Below are 21,376 nucleotides of genomic sequence, written 5' to 3' on the forward strand. Positions count from 1 at the left end.
CAATTTGAGGCCTAAATCAAACACCCTGTGTTCTTGTCCTTTTTTCATTATACATTAAGTTTAAGAAAAAAGGCAACCTATGTTAGGCGTAGTCACCTAAAATTCCTGGTATATTCCTAAACTTTTGTATTTCTCCAATGGCTTGGGCTTTCAAACCCTCCGACCAGACTAAAGTCTGGCCACCTCCCTTCAGATGAAGGGAGGAGCCTTTTGTTTTTTTTCTAAACATACTTCTTTTTCGGCCTACTATGACACGCCAACTGGCGCTCGTTTGCAACGGGTGCCTATTGTACGAAGCGTTTGCAACGCGTGATAAAGTTGTGGAGTCTTTTAGTTGGTAGTTCTGAGTTGGTTGAAGACATTGACAATGTACCGTAGCTTTAAAACTATTGTAGCCCTTTAGCAGTGTGAAAAAATTATAGACTTGTTATTGGGTTAATGAGTTATTAAGTTAATGCGTGACACCTAAATAACTTAATATAACCAATAAATAAACCTGACTGACATTTATCTGCAACGAATACCTGAAATACAAATTACTTGTAATGATTTTAGTACATGATAAAATTTGGTTTCAATGAATTGTCGGAAAATTAGTTTTACCCTTGCCCATGCCTTTTTGTACCGTAGCCATGATAGCCGTGGCGTCCAGACCTGCGGCTATACCCACAACAATAGCAGCGATGAGCAGGGACAGGAAAGCGTGCAGTTTAACGCGGAGGATAAGCAGTAGCAAAACGGCGATTCCTGCCAGTATAGCGGCTAATAAACGGAGTTCTGTCATGATCCCTTGATTTTTTTCCAGTTGGTATGATGTATGATCTGCCCGCCGTCGTCGTTACGCCGGTAGGTATGAGTGCCGAAATAGTCGCGCTGGGCCTGGATGAGATTGGCGGAAAGGCGGGAAGAAGTGAACCCGTTAAAGAAATTCACCGCTTCACTCAGCACCGGAACCGGAACCGCACGATCCACACAGGCCGATACCAACCTTGTGAGGGATGGCCTCCATGTCTTTAATGAAGAAATAATTTCCGGGTGCAGTAATATATTGTCATGGGATTTTAATATGCCGGGCAACTGCTCCATCAGGTCCGAACGGATAATACAACCGTTGGTCCAGATGCGGGCCAGCTCCGGGAGGTTTAACTGCCATTGGTGTACATCGGAGGCTTCTTTTAACAGTCGAAATCCCTGGTAATGGTTGATCAGCCTTGCCGCCCGGTAAGCGTGGAACACTGTTTTCTCATCGATATCCGGGGCTTTTTGCTGATTTCCGTATGCTGCTTCCATCGCTTCGCGATCTGCTTTAAAAGCGGAAATATAACGGGCAAAAAGGGAAGACACGATCATGGTGGCCGGGATGCCCAGTTGTGCGGTGGCAATGGCCGTCCAGTTGCCAGTACCCTTGTTCCCTGCCTTGTCCAGTATTTTATCGATAAGCCAGTCGTCATTTTCTTTAGTGCAAAGGATATCTGTAGTGATCTCCAGTAAAAAGCTGTTCTCCTCCTTTTTCCAGGGTTCCAGGATATCGGCTATGTCGTCCGGGTTCTTTCCGGTTTGTGCCAGGAGGTAATATACTTCGGCCAGGAGCTGCATTTCGGCATATTCGATACCGTTATGTATCATTTTTACAAAATGCCCACTGCCTTCCGGGCCTATGTAGGTACAACAGGGTTTTCCATTCCTGTCTTTAGCCGCGATAGCTTCGAGGAAAGGTTTTATTCCTTTATAAGCCGCCGCATCTCCCCCGGGCATAAGGGAAGGACCGTTTAAAGCGCCTTCTTCTCCGCCGGACACCCCGCAACCGATAAATTTTATATGGTGAGCGGCTAATAATTCCGAACGCTTCCGGGTGTCCGTATAATGGGAGTTTCCACCGTCGATAACCGTATCGTTCTCCGAAAGCAGGGGGATCAGTTCTTCCAGGATGAGGTCCGTGGGTTTCCCGGCTGGGACCATAAGCAATATTTTTCGCGGAGTTTGGAGGGAATCCACAAAAGCTTCCAGGTTGTCAAAAGGGAGGCTGTCCTGTAATTCCCGGTGTTCGCTTTTAAAGTTGGAGGCAACGTTTTCTTCCTGCCCGGGAACGTGGCGGTTGTACATGGATACCCGGAAGCCTTTATTGGCCAGGTTACGGCAGAGGCTTTTTCCCATAACTCCGAGCCCCACAAGGCCGAATTCCGTTTTTTTCATAAGTGCTTCTATAATTTCTGATACGATCTGTTCCGGTTCCAGGGTAATATCCGTAGTTATGACCTCTACCGGGGTTTCCAGCGCTTCAAACTGGGAAGTGAGCAAGGAAGAGGGCATAAAATGTCCCTGGCGGGATTGTAAGCGTGACAGTATTTGCGCATGGCTTCCCTTGAGGTACACAAAACGCACCTGTGTTTCCAGGCCTTCTTTCAGGATGTCCCGGTACGATTCTTTTAATGCGGAACAGGCGATAATACAGGAACCGGACTGTAACTTCTCCGCGGCCAGTTGATTCAGCGCCCCTAACCACCCCTTGCGATCATTGTCATCCAGGGGCGTGCCCGAAGCCATTTTCTTCCGGTTTTCTTCCGGGTGATAGTCGTCCCCGTCAAAAAAGGGGAACTGTGTTTTCAGGGACAGGAGTTTACCGATCGTAGTTTTTCCGGAGCCGGAAACTCCCATGATAAAAATTGCAAGTGGTCTTTTCAACAGGAATGGGTTTTTGATTTCAACGGACACTTTTTCTGTTTTGTACCGGGAAAATTCCGGGAGGGACATTTTTCCGGGATTAAGATAGTTTTTTTAGCATCTCCATGCAAGTAGCCGGAACGGCAGCGGGGCAAATGCGTGTGAAAATTTAGGAATAGTTTTTTAGTCCCGATATATATCGGGATGGAGTTCGGAGTGGATGAGTTGGATGGTGAAACTTTCTGCATATGATGCTTTTCCAGGAGCGGCAGGGATCATATTTTCCGTATGACCGGGTTAAAAGCTTTGGAAGCTACGGCCACTTTATCCCCGGTTTGCAGAAGTTCCGCTTCAGACGGATCGGCGATGACTTTTACGAGGTCGTTACCGATGCGTATGGAAATGATAAAAACCACATCTGCCTTTTGGATACCGCTCACCTCGCCGGTAAAGCGGAACTTGGCGCTGGATTGTCCCAGTCCGAACAAAGCTTCCGGGCTTCCTTGCCGGAGGATACGGCCGTTCTGTATTTCGTAAACCCGGTCGGACAATTTCAATATTTCCCCTACATCGTGACTGATGAGGATGGTAGTGAGTTCATATTTGCTGTGCACTTCCAGGATGTGTTGCTGTAATTTTTGCCGCATAGCGCTGTCCAGGGCAGAGAGGGGTTCGTCCAATAGCAGTATTTCCGGTTGCCGTACCAGGGCACGGGCAAGGGCCACACGTTGTTTTTGTCCGCCGGAAAGGGTGTCGGGCCTGCGGTGTTGCAGTTCCCGGAGCTCCACGGTATCGATAAGGTCGTCCACAATGGTTCCGGACTGTTTTTTGTCCAGGGCGAATTCCAGGTTTTGTCTTACGGTCATATTCGGAAAGAGCGCGTAGTCCTGGAATACATAACCGATATTCCGTTGTTGGGGACGGAGGTTTATTTTCCGGTCTTTGTCAAACCAGGTGGTGCCGTTTACCGTGATATGTCCTTGATCCGGGTCCATCAAACCGCTAAGCATACGGAGGGCAGAGGTCTTTCCCGCTCCCGACTCCCCGAAGAGGGTAACGAACTGCCCCTGCAGTACGGTTATCTCCAGGTGCAGCGACATATTGCCGTGTGCGGATTGCAGCATTTTATGAAGGGTCAGTGTTATCATACGGAAAAACGCTTTAGGTATCCGCCGTTGACCAGGTAGACGATCAGTAAGGTAACAAAGGAAAGTCCCAGTAAAATAAGTGAATACATATTGGCGGCCCCGTAATTCAGGGCTTCTACTTCGTCATATATGGCAATGGAAGCCACTTTGGTTTTCCCGGAGATATTGCCGCCTATCATCAGGACCACCCCGAATTCGCCTATGGTATGCGCAAATGTCAGGACGATACCGGTAAGCAGCGATGCCCGGATATTGGGTAGCAGTACTTTGCGCAAGGTGGTCCAGCGGGATTTTCCAAGGACATAAGCCGCTTCGGAAAGACTGCCCGGAAGCGAAGACAAACCGGATTGTATGGGATGTACCATAAAAGGCAGGCTGTACAGTACGGAAGCGAGCACCAGCCCGGCAAAGGAAAATACGAGACGGATACCCAGCTGTTCGTCCAGCCAGCCTCCGAAAATGTTATTGGGACTGAAAGCGAGCAGCATATAAAATCCGAGTACGGTAGGCGGAAGCACCAGCGGCATGCTTACCAGGGTCTCTATTACGGGTTTGATGCGCGATGTGGTACGGGAAAGCCAGTAGGCCAGGGGAACAGCCAGGAAAAAGAGGATAGCCGTGGTTACCGCGGCGAGTTTCAGGGTCAGTATGAGAGGTCCCCATTCCATTATGATGCAAGGATTACTTCGTTTAACTTTATCATGGCGGTTACTTCCGTACCTTCCTGTAATGCCAATTGTTCCGTAGCATCGGTGCTTATGATGGAAACAATGTCCCCTATAGCCGCCCGTACAACGATCCGGCTCAGCAATTTTCCTTTTTCTATAGCCGAAATACGTCCTTTTACCCTGTTCTGAAGGCTGACAGCGGGATTTTCGCCGGTAGCGAGGACCACTTCGGTTTCTTTGAACTGTACCTGTACCGGGTGATCGCTAACCAGCCAGGTTGCTGTTTCCGGGCTGTCGATCACAATGGCTTTAAAGAGGACTGCGTTTACGTTTACGGTAATTACGGACAGGGCATCGCTGCTTCGGATATCGGTAATATGTCCCGAAAAACTATTCATCTACCAAATATCCGAAATCTTTCAGAACCTTTCTTCCCCCGGGGGAAAAAAGATAATCGTAGAACTTCCGGGCATTTTGTGTATCTGCATCTTCATGCGGGATAACGACAACTCCCTGTTGGATGAGGGTGTACGTTTCGGTATCTGGCGCTGTCCACCGGCCCGTACCCTGCATTTCGGGAGAGCGTACTACGGACAAGGCCGTAAAGCCTGCTTCGGCAGCGCCGGAAGTAATAAAGTGATTGGTCTGGGAAATGCTTTCGCCATACACGATTTTTTCCTGTATTTCGTCCCATATGCCGTAGTGTTTTAAAACTTCCACGGCAGCAGTCCCGTAAGGAGCATTCCTGGGATTGGCCAGGGCGATGTGCTTTATTCCCGGTTGGGTGAGTTGCGCTACGGAAGGCAGGACTTTACCGGATACGGACCAGAGCACCAACTTGCCGTAAGCGTATATTTCGGGCGGGGCGAGCGCCAGGCCTTCCCGGTATATGACTTCGGGATATTTCATATCTGCCGACACAAAAACATCGTAAGGAGCTCCTTCGCGGATCTGGGCAGTGAGTTTACCCGAAGAGCTGACCACCATTTCGCATGCGATCCCTGTTTTTTCCGTGAAATCCTTTACCAGGGCCTGCATGGCAAATTTCATATTTGCAGCCGTGGCAACCGTAACCTTGGTCCTGGCTTCGGGTTTACAGGATATAAAGACCAGGGAAAAGAGGAAATACGGGAAGATTTTTCTAAAAAAGATCATTGTGGTGCGCCTGTAGTTTTAATTTTTTTCCATGTCTTTACCGCTCCGGCACCATTCGCTCCACGAACCGGGATATAGCTTGGGTACGGGAAGTCCGGCATAGTCCATAGCCAGGATAGTATGGCAGGCCGTTACCCCGGAGCCGCAATGCACGATAACATTGCCCGGGGTACGGTTATCAAAAACCTGTTGGTACATGGTTTTCAGGATTTCAGGAGCTTTGAATCTGCCGTTAGCATCCAGGTTATCCCGGAAAGGCATGTTTACCGCCCCCGGAATGTGCCCGGCCACCGGGTCCAGGGGTTCCGTGATACCGAGATAACGCTCCTTGTCCCTCACGTCTATAATACGGAAATCATTGTTCCCCGAAGCGGCTTCCACTTCCCGGATATCGGCTATAGGCCACTGCCATTTTTCTATGGGATAAACGCCGGTGTTTTGTGCGGATTCCGTCCCCGAACGCGTCGGAACCCCGGCTTTTTCGGCTTCCTGGAGGCCGCCGTTAAGTACTTGTACCTTTTCGTGGCCTATGGCACGGAGCATCCACCAGAAACGCGCCGCGGCATTGGAGCCGCTTTTGTCGTCGTAGATGACTACATGGCTTTCCGGGGATATGCCCAGGGAGGTTAAGGTCTGCGAGAATTTTTCCGTATCGGGCAGTGGGTGGCGCCCGCCTTTTGACGCATCTTCGCCTATATCCGCAAGCCGGGTGTTGAGATCGACAAAAAGAGCGCCCTGCAAATGCTTTTGATTATAATTATCCCGGGCAGCTTTGCCGTTACCTGCATCTACCAGGACCAGCTCACCGGTATGGAGTATATGTATGAGTTCTTCAGGTTGTATTATGGGAGTCATTAAAACGTGGTTTTACGAGTATATAGTCAAAGATAGGTTTTTTCTGTATGGAAATGAATACGTGTAACCCCGGTGGCTTCGATACATCCCGGCGGAGCCGGGACACTCAGCCACCTCGTTTTGTTCTTTCTGGAACTGACTGGAACTGGAATGAAACCTGAAACCTGTAACAAAGAAATAATCTCCCAACTCCATCCCGATATATCGGGACTCCTCAACCCCGAACTGTAACACGGTTACTGCTTACAGACTACCAATTACCGCTGCTGTCCTATATAATGCGTTTGCCCCGGGGTGCCACTTCAGTTCAGGGTATAATTGCCTTTTGCCCATTGCACAGCAGGATCAATCCATACTTTAAGGGGCTTAAATAAAAAGCCGTGTCGCAGCCCGGTGTTTAATTCTATTTCTTTGAAATTCTTGATATTGCAGGTCGATGTTTCTTTGCGTTTTATTGCAGAGACCCCGAACGGATCGGTTTTTTCATAAATAGTCAGAATGTTACCGCAATAATTGATTTCCGGGATGTTCTGCAGGTCACTTTCCGTAAAGCAGGCGACAAAAACAAAATTGAGATCCGGATTCTGCATAAAGGTAGAGACATACTGGGCAATATACCCTCCTTTTGAGGTGCCGATGACGGTTATATCGGATGGTTTTACCTGCATGTCCAGTAAACTGTCTATCTGCCTGCACACGTTTTGAGCATATTCCCGGGCGTTGACGTTTCCCTGTCTTATTTCACTGATGACTTTAAAACCATGACTTTTAAAAACGTTCAGGATAGCATGGTATTCCGTACGGCCATATTCCGGATGGGATTCCCGGAGATCGTGCTCTTCCGGGAACCGGTTATGCAGGAAAAAAAAATATTTTGTTTGTTCCCCGCCGCCGAAACCGGGAGATGCGGAACAACAGGTTAGGAGAAGGAAGACGGTTAGGATTTTTTTCATTTAGGTTCTATAAATTTTGGCCACGGATGCACGGATCATTTTTAAACCCTTTAATATATCCGTGTATCCGTGGCAAAACGGGTTTTTGAGTGATGCGACGATCGCTTTTCAGGAGACATATAACACCTCCATATCATGAATGACCCACCGGCCGTTTACCTTGCGGATACTGACCCGGATACCTTCGGCGCACAAACGTCCGCAATAGACTTCACCCCAGAATACACCATAGGACCCGGTGGTATCGAACTGTATCCGGGAAAGAGAGATGATATCCGCATTTTCGGATTCAGAACGGTATATAAAAGTAATATCTTTTTCGGTTTTTAATTTGTTGAGGTCTATTTTATATCTATAAGAAATATCGGTGGTATCCGGGACGAGACCGGTAATTGAGAAAAAATCTTCAAAATCCTCCCGGTCCGACGGTTCCAGGGGAAGAACGGAATCCTGAATGGCAACGACCCATTTCCTGTTATGAATAGGTGTAGATCCGGGAATTGTCGTAGTATCCTTCAATTGATGTTGACCTTGCGGCGAAGGCGGTGGAGGGGGAGGCAGAGGTAGTACACGAGAATAAGGTGTAGGATAAACAGAATCTATCCAGGCCGGAAAAATTTCGTACAGCACGGCTTTTTCATATTCCAAAGCGGGTTGTTTTTCAGTACAACCGGTGATCAAAAGGATGATAGCTATAAAAGATAGTGTGTATTTCATGGAATATTTTTTGAGTCTGAGAAAAATTGCATGGCGCTTCCTGCACAATCCGCAAATGAGGTGTTTGATACTGTAAGTAATAAAACGAGAGAGAAGTAAAAGGTTTTCATCGATATCCGGTTTTTAACCGGTACATCAATATCCGTTCCAGTTTAGGCCGGGAGGCAAACCTGTTGTTGTTTTTCCCGGAATAGACCGAAAGTAGAAGTTTAAACCGGGAAAACCTTTACCTCATGTGGTTTAATAAGGTGGTGAACCGTACAATCGGTATGGCCATCTTCTTGCGGGCTGCCAGGATATTCAAGGGTAAAAGGAACTTATCGAGTCTCCGGGCAGGGTATAAACGGTGTATTTGGTGAATATATTCACTAAAAATACGGGTGAATGCCGGAATCGGGTCAGGTACTATTTCTCTTCATAATACCCCACGGTCTCCAGTAACTGTTCTTCATATCTGTAGATATCGTCAATAGACGCAATGATTTCCCTGGTTTTGTTCTTGTTCTCATCAAACAGGCCTATGTATTTCGTGTTACGGTTGAGGTGCAGCCGGCGTATGGGTTTGCGGTTATTGTCGTCCGGGAGTATGCCGAAATAGGATTACGTATCGCGATAAACGATACGATTGACAGGTAGTTTTCGCCGTAGAATAGCCAGGGCAATGCAGATGAAGCCGGGAGGTCGTATCCCGGCTCTTTTCAAACAGTATTTTTCCGTAAGTTATCCCTCTGTTTTCCTGGCACTCTTTAAAACAAGAACACCCAATACGGCGGCCAGGAACGAAGCTAGCAGAATACCGTATTTGGCCTGGGTTATCATTTGTGCATCGTCAAAAGCGAGATTGGTAACGAAGAGGGACATGGTAAAGCCCATACCTGCAAGCAGGGAAAGTCCCAGTATGTGTTTCCAGCCCGTATTTCCCGGCAGGTTAATTATTTTGAACCTGGCAAGAATCCATGTAAACGAAAAAATGCCCACACATTTACCGACCACCAGGCCTGCAATGATGCCCAGGCTCACCGGGTTGACCAGGTCTTTAAAGAAGCTACCCCCGATAATCACCCCGGCGTTGGATAGGGCAAAGAGCGGTACGATGACAAAACTCACCCAGGGATGCAGGGCGGTTTCCAGTTTCTGCAAAGGGGTTTGGGCGGCATAACTTATGTTTTTGACCTCTTCTATGATATCGTGTTGTTTAACCGTGGTCAAAGGGCCTTTCAGCGGAATTTGCTTATTGAATTCGTTCATCAATCCCTGAATGTGCTGTGCGTATTCGTTTTCATCCACCTTGGTCCGGGCGGGAATGGCAAAGGCTACGAGTACACCTGCTATGGTGGCATGAACACCGGAAAGCAGGAAAGCAAGCCATACACCTCCTATACCGAGAATGGCATAAAAGAAAATATTGCGGACACCCATAAAATTGGCTATAAGCAGTATGGCCAGTATGATCAATCCGATAGAGAGGTTAAACAGGGAAAGATCCGAACTGTAAAAAAGTGCAATTACCACTACGGCTCCCAGGTCATCTACCGTAGCCAGGGCCACTAAAAAGACCTTTGCAGCAAGGGGAACCCGCTTACTGACGATACCCAGAAGGGCGAGTGTAAATACAATATCGGTAGCCATAGGAATACCCCATCCGTCGGTAGAGGGCAGTCCGTAATTCATGCTTATATAAATTGCTGCGGGGACCAGCATACCTCCCAGGGCGGCCATAAAAGGAAGCAGGGCTTTCCGGAACGAAGCCAGTTCCCCGGCAATCATTTCCCTTTTTAACTCCAGGCCTACAATAAAAAAGAACATGGCCATAAGTCCGTCGTTCACCCATTCGTGTAATGTGTAATCGAGATAGTGGGTGCCGAATTCTATGTCCAGGGGAGTTTCCCAGAATTCGCTGTATGCATGTTGAAAAGGAGAATTGGCAAGTATAAGGGCAACAATAACGGCCAGAAAAAGCATTATACCGCCCGAATGCTCGAAATGGATAAATTTATGAACCGGCGATAATGCTTTGTCCAGTAGATTCTTCTGCATGGTTTACGTTTTTTATATAATAATCAGGTGTTTTGCGTTCCAAACCCGAAAGATACGGCTTCCGGGCATTTTTTTAAATGTTTTGATTTTACAAGGCTTTATGTACGAGGTATGCCATATATGAAATGTAGAACACCAGGAGTACGATAGCCTCCCAGCGGTCTACTTTTTTTCTTTTCCCGGTAAACATGGCCAGGAACAAAAATGCGGATCCCCCGGTGAGGATATACAGTTCTGTGTTAAAATCCGTATGATAATTTATGGGCGAAACCAGGGCCGAGGTACCGAGGATCAATAACAGGTTAAAGATATTGGAGCCTACGACATTCCCTACAGCCAGGTCTATGTTTCGTTTGTATACCGATACTACAGAGGTTGCCAATTCCGGTAGTGAAGTCCCCGCAGCTACGATAGTAAGACTGATGATCTTATCGCTTACCCCCAGCGCTTGTGCTATTTCCCTGGCCTGTGAAACCACCAGTTGTCCGCCCAGGATCAGCCCGGCCAGCCCTAAAATAAGGTATAGTATGATCCCGCCTGTCGAGAAGTTTATTTGTATTACGGCATCATCTTCCCGACCAGATATCAATTGTTTATAAATGTAAAAGAGAAATCCGAAAAATATGAGAAGCAACAACCCTCCTTCCCATCTCACCAGCGCGTTTTCGGCAGTGCCATAGAGCAACCCGTCATTGACGAGAAACCACAGGACTACGGTAAGTATAAGTGAGAAGGGAATTTCTTTTAGAGCCGTGTTGGACATAACCGATAATGGTCGGATAAGACCGCAAATACCAAGTATGATGAACAGGTTAAAATTGTTGCTACCAATGATATTACCATATACAATATCGTCAAAACCACCGGAAGCGGCCGTGATATTGACCACAAGTTCCGGTGCCGAGGTACCGAATGCAACTATGGTAAGCCCGATAAGAATATCCGGGACACGGAATCTTCGGGCCAGGGCAGAAGCCCCTTCCACCAGGCCATGGGCTCCGAGTATAAGGATAAGCAATCCGAAAGCAAATATTGCAATCGACAGATACATTTGGCTTGATTTTAAAAAAGTGTGAATACTATAAACGGCCCGGTTTTTCGTTTTAGAAGGCATATTCCAACCTGTTGTCCGTAACACGGGAACATGATATACGGCAGGTCCGTAAGCTGGTTCTCAGGTACTGGACAGGGATTTCACCAGAAAAGGTGATAAGGATAAAGCAGTATGGTGATCATATAGTTTATATCCTGAATATTGTCCGTATCGGGAGTACAGCATGGCGGGCAAGAGAGAAGCCGGGGTGATTTTTCAACAATGGCAGACTTGCCGGGTCCGTTTTTGCGTTTTCCCCAGTCTTCCGGATTTTTCTGATTTTTAAGTGAATGGAAAATAAAGAAGTTCTCAACATTCTTTTTATCTAATTTCCGGATTTCCTGACCTTTTGGAGCACTTCGTACCAATGTCTCGGCATAAGAGATATGAGGAAAACAGAAATAGCAAAGTACTACTCCTATACCTATTAACACCTCTTTTGCGGAAATTCTCATGGGGTCAAATATATATTTTTTTATGATAACTTCAACTATAACAGGCTTTACTATTTTATTAAGGTTTGTGAAACTGAGTTATTAAGTAATTGGATTGCTGAGTTTTGGGTAATAGACTATCGGAAGGTGCCAGAATAACTCAGCAACTTAATAACCAGACTACTCAAGAGAAATTTCACGCTTATCAAAACCTATAGACTATTAAGTCCATAGCGGTAAGATCAGGAAGAAACAGGGACTGTTTCGGTTTTTCCCAATTGTCGCAACATACGTATATGATCGGCTATGGCAGATACAAAGGTTCTTTTCATATGGTACGGAAGGCCGTATTCGTGAGCCGTTTGCATAACGATATGCGATATTTTCCTGTAATGAATATGGCACACATTGGGTAGTAAATGATGTTCTACCTGGTAGTTAAGGCCTCCTATCAACCAGGAAAAGAACCGGCTTCGGGGAGAAAAATTACTGGTAGTGGCCAACTGGTGCATGAACCAATCGTTTTCGATAATACCGTCTCTGTCGGCCAGCGGATATTCGGTGGCGGGCATAATGTGGGCGACCTGGAAAACACTACTTATACACAGGCCGGTAACCATGTGCATGCCCAAAAAGGCCAGTATAATTATTCCGGGAGATAAAGGCACTATAATAAGCGGTAGTACCAGCGCATAGCTGTAATAGAGCAACTTCCAGCTGATAAGTTTTAGCAGTTCCTTTTTATATTCGCCTTTTTTTTCCAGAAAGCCCATTTTTTTATAGCGGTTGAGCCTTATAAAATCCTTCGCCGTTATCCACATCAGGGTAGAAATGCTGTAGAAGAACCATACATAGATATGCTGAAATTTTTGGACCCAATGTTTGCGGGCATGTGGCGAAAACCTCAGGAAGAACGGCACGTTAATATCGTCATCGGCCTGTTGAATATTGGTATAGGTGTGGTGCAGTACATTGTGCTGTATTTTCCATACGGTAGCATTGGCCCCGATAAGGTTCATGGTATAGCCCAGGTATTTGTTTACCTTACGGTTTTTGGAATACGAACCGTGAATGGCATCGTGCATAATGCCCATGCCTATTCCGGCCATACCCAGGCCGCTTATTATATAGAGAATGAAAAGCAGTAGTGTATGATGTATTATGCCCGTATTGATCAGTACTAAGGGTGTGAAGAAAACAAAAAGCATACAAACGGTTTTACTCACCATGCTTTTATTGGCGTGTTTGCTGATGTTATTAGCTGTGAAATAGGCATTTACCCTGCTCCTTAACGTCTTGGAGAAGTCGGAATGCCGGTTTGTCGAAAATCTCGGGGTTTTCATATTAACGGATGTTTTTAGCGTCGCCGACGGCTTTTGTCTTGTGTCATTTATAATAGAGCAGTATCCTTATTTTCCGGGACAGGTAGGAATACACGGAAGAAACACCGATATAATCCCTGTGGTTACATCCATTTCCGGAGCAGGATTTAAAAATCAGGCATACTGTTACAATGTAAAATACAGAAAAGAAAAGAGTTCAATGAAAGATCCGAAAGATATTAAAAATGAAGACCGCCCGACTATATTTTTGTTACATCGCAAGTTACGTCTTATTTTTCGGGATTCCTAATACCGTACTCTTAATAAAATGTTACATTTGGGTTTGGTTTCCGATCCCCTGAACAGGGTAAAAAGAAAGATACAAAAAAGCCACCTCCAGGGTGGCTTTACAATAATATGATAAGGATATGTTATATCGCTGTAACATTTACTGCTGTAAGGCCTTTCTGGCCCTGTTCCACACTATACGTAACTTTGTCATTGTCACGGATGCGGCTGTTCAGTCCTGATGTATGTACAAATACATCTTTTCCACCATCGTCGGGTGTAATGAAGCCATAACCTCTGGATTCATTAAAAAATTTAACTGTTCCTTTATCCATTTTAAAAAAAAATTTATCACCTCAAAGGTAGCTTAATTATTTGTTTTTCAGTACTTTTTTGATTGGTTTCTTGCTTAAAATCCCTCAATTTCCCTGTGGTTATCCGGGTTTTATATATTTTTACGGGAATACACGAATGATTAATAGCAACGATCTACCCGTAGTAAAAACCTGTGATTTTTATAGCGTGATATGGTGATATCATTATTTTTTAACGGATGTTTATACGGAAGGATAATCGAAATGATAATAGTAACGGATCGGGAGGAAAAGTCGGGATCCTTTCTCCGGTAGAGAAGGTTTTTTAGTGGAGAGTTTTGGGTTATTTCAACATAATTATCATGTGTTGTCCCGGGGAAAGCCCCATAGCCGTATTATCTTACCTGTGGCACCTGAGATTCCTTTGGTAAATTTTTCAGATTTTATGTAATCTTCCAAAAATTCCGGAACAGGCAAAAAAAAAGCCGCCCTGGTTGGGGGCAGCCTAACAATAATATGACAAGGACAATTATATCACTGTAACATTTACTGCGTTAAGACCTTTTTTGCCTCGTTCCACATCGTAGGTAACTTCGTCGTTCTCGCGTACGTTGTCGTTCAATCCGGATGTATGTACAAATACATCTTCTCCACCGTCATTGGGTGTTATGAAACCAAAACCTTTGGTGTCATTAAAAAATTTTACTGTTCCTTTATTCATTTTGAAAAAAATTATTGGTCAAAGGTAAGTTAATTATTTGGTTTTCAAGAAATTTAATTGATTTATTTGTTTATAGCGGTAAATTAGGTTGGCAAAAATACCCGGTAAGGCTGCTCTGTCCCTCAAAAACAGGGAAGTACACTTCCGGAAATTTTTTTTCTTCCCGCGCTTTTCGGGAGGGTTATATTTTGGAAAAACAAGGGTATGGTTAATAATGTGGACAAGAAGCGCAATATCTCTTTTAGTTATTCGCCTTGCATGAAATTACATTAAGGACTGGTATAACAATAACAACCCAATGGCAATTAACCCGAGATAGATGTAGTTTAAAAAAGCATCGCGGTTTAATTGAGTGTTGAGGTACCGGCCCATAAAAACAGCCGGAATAACCACCGGCAGCGAGATAAAAAAATAGTGTGTTACTGTCGAACTCCAGAGTCCCTTATACCAGTAACCGCACATGCCCATTATACCTGCCGGTAGAAAATAGGCCTGCAGTGTAGCCCTGAAATGCCTGGCTGTCCAGTTGCGCATATTGCCATAAACTACCAGCGGGGGACCATTTACCCCATAGGCACCACCAAATACTCCGGATAAAAAGCCACAGATAAAAAGCCATACTTTGTTATCGGATTCCAGCTTGAATTTCCGCGCAGACATCATGGAATATATGCCATATGCAATGAGGAGTATGCCAAGCCCCGATTTAACGAGATCCTCATTTCCGTAAATAAGCAGCAATAAACCTATGGGGATTCCTAAAACAGCAAAAATGATCAGCCATTTTGCGCTGTTCAAATGTATCTGTTTCCTGTCTTGTACGACTACGATGGCCGCAATGGTGATGGATATGAGAACAGAAAGAGGTACGGCAATTTCTAAGGGGATCAGTAGAATAAGCAGAGGGACGGCTACCAAAGATTCTCCAAAGCCGAAAGTGGAACGGACCAATGTGGCTATAAAGATAATGGCCAGAATATAAAAAGTGATTAAATCCATTATATAAAACGAATGTATGCCGGTTTGTATTTATTTTGAAAAAGACTTTTCCGGAGCATCAATATCTTAGGTAAGCCCCATTGTTGTTATATTCCCGCTTTGGTCATAGGAGGTTGCGGAACGCTTTTTATCAGTCCATAAAAATAAGGCTTTTCCGGTAAGTTTCCTTTGATTATAAGACCAAATTTGTTGTGGAATATGACTAAGTTGACTTACTGAAATGAGACTTATGTACTGTGTTTCGGAGAAGCTTCCCGAAGCCCGTATACGAGGTTGCCGACCATATATTTATACTCTGGTGTTTTTGACGTAAACCCGCGCGATTCATTATTTATGGTTAACTTGTTCGCTATAGTTTAAACGTATATATAGCATGAAAAAAATAGGACTTAAGGACGCCATTTCCATAGGAATAGGCGGGATGGTCGGTGGCGGCATTTTTGCAGTCCTGGGACTGGCGGTTTCGCTGGCAAAAGGAGGAACCCCCGTAGCCTTTTTATTTGCAGGAATTTTGGCCTTGATCACATCCTATAGTTATGTGAAATTATCCATGTCCTTTCCCGATAGGGGAGGTACGGTAAAGTTTATTAACAAGGGGTTTGGTGTTTCCGTTTTTAGCGGAGCAATGAGTAATCTGCTTTGGCTAAGTTATATTGTGATGCTGTCACTGTATGCTTCGGCCTTTGGTTCTTATGCTCCCAATTTACTGGAAATAACCGGTAATAAAACCGTAGATTTTCATATGTATGTAAGTGCTATTATCATTGTGGCTACCGCTATCAATTATTATAGTATTTCGGTAGTGAGTAAGATAGAATCATATGCCGTAATCATCAAGCTCATTATTCTTATAGGTTTTATCGGAATAGGGATATACGGCCTTGTCGGCAATCCGAATATAAGTCAACTGGCCGTAGATTACTGGGAGGCCCCGGTGAGGCTCTTTGCCGGTGGAATGGTAATTTTTGTAGCTTACGAGGGCTTTGAGCTGATAGCCAATGCAGCGCCGGATATTATCAATCCGGAGAAAAACATTGCCAGGGCCTATTATTACTCTATTATTTTTGTTATTGTTCTGTATATCGTTATCGCACTGGTCACGGTAGGATCTCTTCCTTTTCAGAAGATTGCCGATGCACAGGATTATGTATTGGCGGAAGCAGCTATGCCCATATTGGGGAAAACGGGATTTACCATTATTACCATCGCGGCCCTGATCTCCACTTTTTCCGCTATTAATGCATCGTTGTATGGAGGAAGCAGGGTTAATTTCGAAATTGCCGAAGAAGACGAATTACCACATCATTTCCTTGCACAATTATGGAATAAACCCATAGGATTGCTGATTACGGCTATTGCCACCTTGATCCTGGTTAATGTACTGGACCTGGAGAGCATTTCCACGGCGGGGAGTATGGGATTCCTGCTGATCTTCGGTATTGTAAACTTCACCGGGTTTAAACTCTCGAAACAGATTAACGGAAATAAACAGATAGCACTGGTGGGTTTTCTATTGTGCATTATTGCCTTGATCGTTTTGGTACATCAGCAATACCAGACCAATCTGACAGGAATAATCATAGCTGCCGGTATTATCGGGTTTTGTTTTGTGTCGGAATGGATTTTTAAAAAAAGTGAAAATTATAAAAAGAAGGGAAGAACAGCCTCCTGAAATGTTTATAATCGGCCTGTTTTATCGTGGTTCTGATGACAAACGATTGCACCTTGTAAAAATAAAAGAGTTACCGGATACGTTTTTACGGAATCTGGTAACTCTTCCTGTTCCCCCGGTACTTATTCCATTAATCTCTTACCCGCGGGATTTTTATATTGTCAACCGAATATTTTCCTGGCTACTTTAAGTGCCAGGGCCCGTTTAAGGATAAAACCGGTTGTTTTACCAATAACATTTAAGAAACCCAGGTCATCTTTCAAACCGTAATAGCTGGACCTGATCTCTTCCTTGGATATGTTTTTCTGAAGTCTCAGGACTTTTAAATCCCTATCGATTTCTTCAAAAGACGTATATACTTTCATAGTTAAAATTTATTATCCTCCTAATCATCGCCGTCAAAGAAGTCCATTGATGCGCGGACCAGGACTTTTCTTTCTATTGTTTTCCGCAATCCGTAATAGACCATCACAGCTATTAGCAGGTATATGCCCCCCATTATAAGGAAACCAAGGCCTAAATTATCAAGCCACGTTCCTATAAAGAGAGCGAGGGCAAATGTAATTAATAACATGGCTCCGAAAAGTACTGACCCGATAATCATAAAAATGATCATCGAAGTAGTGCTTTTTGTAAGTTTTTTAAAAACGCTGAGTTTATAGTAAGCATAACTATTTTCTACAAACTCCTGGGCATTATTACTCAATCCCTCAGCGTTTTCCGAAATGCTGTTTAATGACATAAAAGTACATTATTGAGTTGTTTTGGCAACTTTATTACTGCTGTCTTTCTGGAGTTTAGCATTTTTAGCTCTCAAATCCTCAAGTTTTTGTTCCAGAGCGAGCAAAATGTCATCTGCTTTGTAGCTCATGTCAGACAGGGTATCGTCCAGCTTACTCTCAAAATTCCTCCTTGTGGTTTGGGCTTTACCCATAAGTTGAGATTGTGTTTTATGCAATTGCTTTTCGAGTTCTTTCTGCGTTTTTTTCGCCTGTTTCTTTATCTTTTCTCTCGTTTTTAATCCCTTATCCGGGGCATATAAGATTCCTATACCGGCTCCTATGGCTGCACCGGTTAATAACGCTAAGATTGTTTCACCTGTTTTATTTGACATAACTTTTAAATTTTTAATTAATAAAATATATTATAACCTCGTTACCTAAGGTACAAAATTTGAAAGAATTTTACTAATAAAACAGGGGTTTTAGCCTATTATTAACATAAGGTGTTAAAACAGGGGAGAGTTAACGCGTTATCCCGGAGAGAAACGGTTAGCGGATGGGTGACAAGCTACAGGTTACATGTGGGATTGGAGAATATGGAGTTCGTAACTCTGGCCCCTGGGACCAGCGAGGATTGTAGTTGAAATATTTGAAATGACAACTTCTTAAATGGTAATTATTATTCTGCCGAAACCTTTTTTTTCTCTTCCTTTTCCCGGGCTTTTTTGGTCTGCCTTTTTGTTCGCAGATAAGATTTTTCCGGTTCGCTAAGTAGAAACCCATAGGGTTGTGTCTGCGGGATGATATCAAAAATAACTTTTAACATAGCCAGTAGCGGCAGTGCCAGGATCATTCCGGCAAGGCCGAACAACATCCCGCCCAGGAAGAACGACAGTAAAGAAACCAGGGGATTGAGGCTCACTTTTCCGCCCACAATATTGGGGGTAATAAGATTCCCTTCCAGCATCTGTACCATCTGAAACCATATAATAACCCCGGCGGCGTACCAGAAGCTGTCTTTGGTAGCCAGTGCAAAGAGCGCCGGGATCAACGAGCCGATAAAAATACCGATATAAGGAAATATAGTTAGTAAGGCGGCCAGGATACCAAAAAACCAGGCATATTCTATTCCCAGTATATACAGCCCTATAGTATTTAATACGGCAACAATACCCATAACCGTTACTAATCCTACCAGGTAACTTTTCAAGACCTCGTAAATGCTTCCTAATCCCTCTTCTATGATCTCTTTTGGAGTGGACGAAAATACCTTAAAGAAGAATTCCCGGAAAAAATCGCGGTAATAAAGGAAAAAGAAGATCATAATGGGGACCAAAATAGCCGACGAGAGAGAATTACCCAAAGAACCGAGGGCCTGAGTAAGGTAACTTCCCATGTTGGACATGCTGTCAGAAAGTTTGTCCTTGATCTGGGATACCAGTTCATTGGATGACATGTGAAACTGGTTAGAGGCCCAATCCAGTAGTTTATAAGCCACCCCTTCTATTTTACTGGCAATATCCACGGCATTGTCACTTATATTAATGGTCTGGGAAACCAGGAGATATCCTAAGCCTAGCACTACCAGAATGGTCAGCAACAGTGAAGTCAGAGAGGCCCCCAGGCGGCTCATTCTGAGGTTTTCCAGCCACTGGCAAAGCGGGTAGAGCAACACCGAAATGATAATGGAAAACAAAATAGGGATGATTACACTTTGAAGTGTGTGTAAGATAAATACAATAATGACCAGCAATAGCAGGTTAGTAACGATACCGGAGTTTATATTCTTTTTTATGGTACTTTTCATAGGTCGTTCGGGAATGAATATATCACTTATTATCAAATATAGCTAAAATAAGGTAACCGGCAGGCCTGGTAGTATGGCTTGCATTTTAGAAACCGGAATGACGGAACGGTATTTATCGAGAGACAAAAATATTTCCGGGCAACTATGAGATGGCAACTTTGTTTAATGTCTGGCAAACTCTATAGCTGCTTCCAGGACCTCATCGCGCCCTTCCCGGAGTCCCTTTATTGTAGGGGTTATTTCCATGTCTATTTTAATTCCCTTACGTTGTGTCGGGGTATTGTCCGGATAGCATATTCCTGTTCCTGTCATATAAGTTGAGGTGCCGTCTGCGAGTGGGATTGAGGTAACATCGCCATCGGCTCCCGCAGTCTGACTCCCTATGGTGGTTACGTTATTGGCCGTTTGAAATGCCATAACGGTAAATTCGGACCTGCTCAGTGATTCGTCATCTACCAGTATGATTACCTTGCCTGCAAATGCTTTTTTATTTTTGGTACCGACCCTTAGATTATTTTTGAACCTGAATTTTCCGGGGTACGACAAATCCGGAATATAGACTCTGGCAAAATCTCTTCTTTTATCGTTCAGGTACCGGGACACTACCCAATAAATCATGGGGGGATAATTTCTCAGGTCGATAATTATGGCTTTTTTATCCATAAAACGTTCCATGATGTGTGATGCTTCGTCAGCGTTTATATGAGCCATACTTATATACCCTATGGTATTACTGATGTTCTTCCATTTCAAAGTGTCGGGGATATACTCGTTCTCTGGGAAAAAATCTTTAAAAGCATATCTTTTTGAAGCTATTGAAATGGTATCCTTGTTACGGGCAACGGTTACCAATACGGACTGCTGCTCGCCCTGCAATAGACTGTAGTATGCATTTCTTCTTCTTATAGGAATGTTGGAAGCAGCTATATAGGGTAATATTTCAGGTATTTTCTTTTGCAGATCAATATGGTCTGTCTTTAATATGATATCTCCCTTTTCAAATCCGTGAGTCTTTCCAATAGAATCATTGAAAAAACCTGAGACTACGGCCTTCCCGTCAATTTCCTTAATTTTTACCGGGAGGTAATCCCGGACCTCACCGTCAAATCTTATTTTTGTATGTGTGTCATCCGTATGGGCCAAGAGTTCCCGGATAACCTGTTTGTATGATTTTCGGTCGGGTATTTTCCGGAATTTCGGGATCATTTCTGTTAAAACATCGTCCCAGGATTGGTCGGTCAGGTATTTATAGGGATAAAAGTATGCTATGATATTCCAGTACCTGGACAATAACAATAGCCGGTAGGCTTCATCAGTATAGTCCATATCCCCGTATTCCGGTTCGTTTTGGATGATTGGTGCCCCGTTTTTTTTTCGGGAAATATAATACGGGGTTCCCTGGAAACGATTATAACGGATTGAATCTAACCTGGCTGAAATGTCTTCGGAAAAATACCGGGGATTGTGTATCCAGGAGAGATCAAAATTCTTTTCAAAGCCGTTCTCCAGTGTTTCCCGGCATCTTTTACATTTCGGGATAACTCCTAAAGTGTCTATCCAGTGCAGTAGCACTTCGGAAATCTCGTTTTTTGTTCCGGTTTTTTTTATTTCAGGTAATACATTTAACAGTTGTTTATCCCAGTTATACCCTCCGCCGGCAACATTAGGGTGGTAGTATTTTAGAAACCCCCAGACTTTTATGGTTACGAATAGTTTGTCTGTTTCGGACAATTCCGTGTTACTTTGGGTAAAAACCCCTTGTATGGTCGTTGCCGATAGGATAAGAATAAGTAATAATCGTTTCATGGTT

Annotated in this window: 22 protein-coding genes; 1 reads left to right on the forward strand and 21 read right to left on the reverse strand. The window is 44.2% G+C overall.

The window, feature by feature from the left end; translation table 11 throughout:
- Window positions 1-574: 574 nt before the first annotated feature.
- The 16 genes from ACVBDY_RS16300 to ACVBDY_RS16375 all read right to left on the reverse strand — a co-directional run bounded on the left by ACVBDY_RS16300 (window position 575) and on the right by ACVBDY_RS16375 (window position 15,365).
- On the reverse strand, window positions 575-784 hold the full coding sequence (locus tag ACVBDY_RS16300; RefSeq protein WP_447176523.1) for a GntT/GntP/DsdX family permease: 210 nt from the start codon (window positions 782-784) through the stop codon (window positions 575-577).
- Window positions 781-2,682: an NADP-dependent phosphogluconate dehydrogenase gene (gnd, locus tag ACVBDY_RS16305; protein WP_447176524.1), complete on the reverse strand. Its 1,902-nt coding sequence runs from the start codon at window positions 2,680-2,682 to the stop codon at window positions 781-783. The genes ACVBDY_RS16300 and gnd overlap by 4 nt, the downstream gene beginning before the upstream one ends.
- Window positions 2,683-2,936: 254 nt before the next feature.
- Window positions 2,937-3,809 carry an ABC transporter ATP-binding protein gene (locus ACVBDY_RS16310; protein WP_447176525.1) on the reverse strand — a complete coding sequence of 291 codons (873 nt, stop codon included), beginning with the start codon at window positions 3,807-3,809 and terminating at the stop codon, window positions 2,937-2,939.
- Entirely contained in the window at window positions 3,806-4,477 is a 672-nt protein-coding gene (gene modB, locus ACVBDY_RS16315; protein WP_447176526.1) for a molybdate ABC transporter permease subunit, read from the reverse strand. Before modB ends, ACVBDY_RS16310 begins: the two co-directional genes overlap by 4 nt.
- Window positions 4,477-4,875, reverse strand: a complete 399-nt coding sequence (locus tag ACVBDY_RS16320; protein WP_447176527.1) for a TOBE domain-containing protein — start codon at window positions 4,873-4,875, stop codon at window positions 4,477-4,479. Before ACVBDY_RS16320 ends, modB begins: the two co-directional genes overlap by 1 nt.
- Complete coding sequence (gene modA, locus ACVBDY_RS16325) at window positions 4,868-5,632, reverse strand: molybdate ABC transporter substrate-binding protein (protein ID WP_447176528.1); 765 nt, start codon at window positions 5,630-5,632, stop codon at window positions 4,868-4,870. The genes ACVBDY_RS16320 and modA overlap by 8 nt, the downstream gene beginning before the upstream one ends.
- An 18-nt stretch (window positions 5,633-5,650) precedes the next feature.
- Complete coding sequence (locus ACVBDY_RS16330) at window positions 5,651-6,487, reverse strand: sulfurtransferase (protein ID WP_447176529.1); 837 nt, start codon at window positions 6,485-6,487, stop codon at window positions 5,651-5,653.
- A gap of 302 nt (window positions 6,488-6,789) precedes the next feature.
- On the reverse strand, window positions 6,790-7,440 hold the full coding sequence (locus ACVBDY_RS16335) for an alpha/beta hydrolase (RefSeq protein ID WP_447176530.1): 651 nt from the start codon (window positions 7,438-7,440) through the stop codon (window positions 6,790-6,792).
- Between the two features lie 108 nt (window positions 7,441-7,548).
- Entirely contained in the window at window positions 7,549-8,157 is a 609-nt protein-coding gene (locus tag ACVBDY_RS16340; protein ID WP_447176531.1) for a hypothetical protein, read from the reverse strand.
- A 720-nt stretch (window positions 8,158-8,877) separates the two neighbouring features.
- Entirely contained in the window at window positions 8,878-10,194 is a 1,317-nt protein-coding gene (nhaA, locus tag ACVBDY_RS16345) for a Na+/H+ antiporter NhaA (RefSeq protein WP_447176532.1), read from the reverse strand.
- 88 nt (window positions 10,195-10,282) lie between these two features.
- The gene (locus ACVBDY_RS16350; protein ID WP_447176533.1) at window positions 10,283-11,245 is read right to left on the reverse strand and encodes a calcium/sodium antiporter; all 963 of its coding nucleotides are present in this window, start codon (window positions 11,243-11,245) and stop codon (window positions 10,283-10,285) included.
- A 143-nt stretch (window positions 11,246-11,388) separates the two neighbouring features.
- Window positions 11,389-11,742, reverse strand: a complete 354-nt coding sequence (locus tag ACVBDY_RS16355) for a hypothetical protein (protein WP_447176534.1) — start codon at window positions 11,740-11,742, stop codon at window positions 11,389-11,391.
- A gap of 221 nt (window positions 11,743-11,963) precedes the next feature.
- A complete protein-coding gene (locus ACVBDY_RS16360; RefSeq protein ID WP_447176535.1) occupies window positions 11,964-13,064 on the reverse strand; it encodes a fatty acid desaturase family protein in 1,101 nt (366 codons plus the stop codon).
- A gap of 410 nt (window positions 13,065-13,474) precedes the next feature.
- On the reverse strand, window positions 13,475-13,666 hold the full coding sequence (locus ACVBDY_RS16365; protein WP_447176536.1) for a cold-shock protein: 192 nt from the start codon (window positions 13,664-13,666) through the stop codon (window positions 13,475-13,477).
- Window positions 13,667-14,174: 508 nt separating this feature from the next.
- A complete protein-coding gene (locus ACVBDY_RS16370; RefSeq protein WP_123217684.1) occupies window positions 14,175-14,366 on the reverse strand; it encodes a cold-shock protein in 192 nt (63 codons plus the stop codon).
- 264 nt (window positions 14,367-14,630) lie between these two features.
- A complete protein-coding gene (locus tag ACVBDY_RS16375; RefSeq protein WP_447176537.1) occupies window positions 14,631-15,365 on the reverse strand; it encodes a sulfite exporter TauE/SafE family protein in 735 nt (244 codons plus the stop codon).
- Window positions 15,366-15,738: 373 nt separating this feature from the next.
- Here ACVBDY_RS16375 and ACVBDY_RS16380 point away from each other — a divergent pair, with 373 nt between their 5' ends.
- Window positions 15,739-17,037 carry an APC family permease gene (locus ACVBDY_RS16380; RefSeq protein WP_447176538.1) on the forward strand — a complete coding sequence of 433 codons (1,299 nt, stop codon included), beginning with the start codon at window positions 15,739-15,741 and terminating at the stop codon, window positions 17,035-17,037.
- Between the two features lie 161 nt (window positions 17,038-17,198).
- On the opposite strand, the gene ACVBDY_RS16385 is transcribed toward ACVBDY_RS16380, so the two are convergent.
- The 5 genes from ACVBDY_RS16385 to ACVBDY_RS16405 all read right to left on the reverse strand — a co-directional run bounded on the left by ACVBDY_RS16385 (window position 17,199) and on the right by ACVBDY_RS16405 (window position 21,372).
- Entirely contained in the window at window positions 17,199-17,402 is a 204-nt protein-coding gene (locus ACVBDY_RS16385; protein ID WP_447176539.1) for a hypothetical protein, read from the reverse strand.
- A 20-nt stretch (window positions 17,403-17,422) separates the two neighbouring features.
- Window positions 17,423-17,779, reverse strand: coding sequence for a phage holin family protein (locus ACVBDY_RS16390; protein ID WP_447176540.1), 357 nt, complete (start codon window positions 17,777-17,779; stop codon window positions 17,423-17,425).
- A gap of 9 nt (window positions 17,780-17,788) precedes the next feature.
- The gene (locus tag ACVBDY_RS16395) at window positions 17,789-18,151 is read right to left on the reverse strand and encodes a YtxH domain-containing protein (protein WP_447176541.1); all 363 of its coding nucleotides are present in this window, start codon (window positions 18,149-18,151) and stop codon (window positions 17,789-17,791) included.
- Window positions 18,152-18,438: 287 nt separating this feature from the next.
- Complete coding sequence (locus tag ACVBDY_RS16400) at window positions 18,439-19,566, reverse strand: AI-2E family transporter (protein ID WP_447176542.1); 1,128 nt, start codon at window positions 19,564-19,566, stop codon at window positions 18,439-18,441.
- A gap of 162 nt (window positions 19,567-19,728) precedes the next feature.
- A complete protein-coding gene (locus ACVBDY_RS16405) occupies window positions 19,729-21,372 on the reverse strand; it encodes a S41 family peptidase (RefSeq protein WP_447176543.1) in 1,644 nt (547 codons plus the stop codon).
- Window positions 21,373-21,376 lie beyond the last annotated feature (4 nt).

The organism is Sinomicrobium halophytocola, assembly GCF_052983395.1.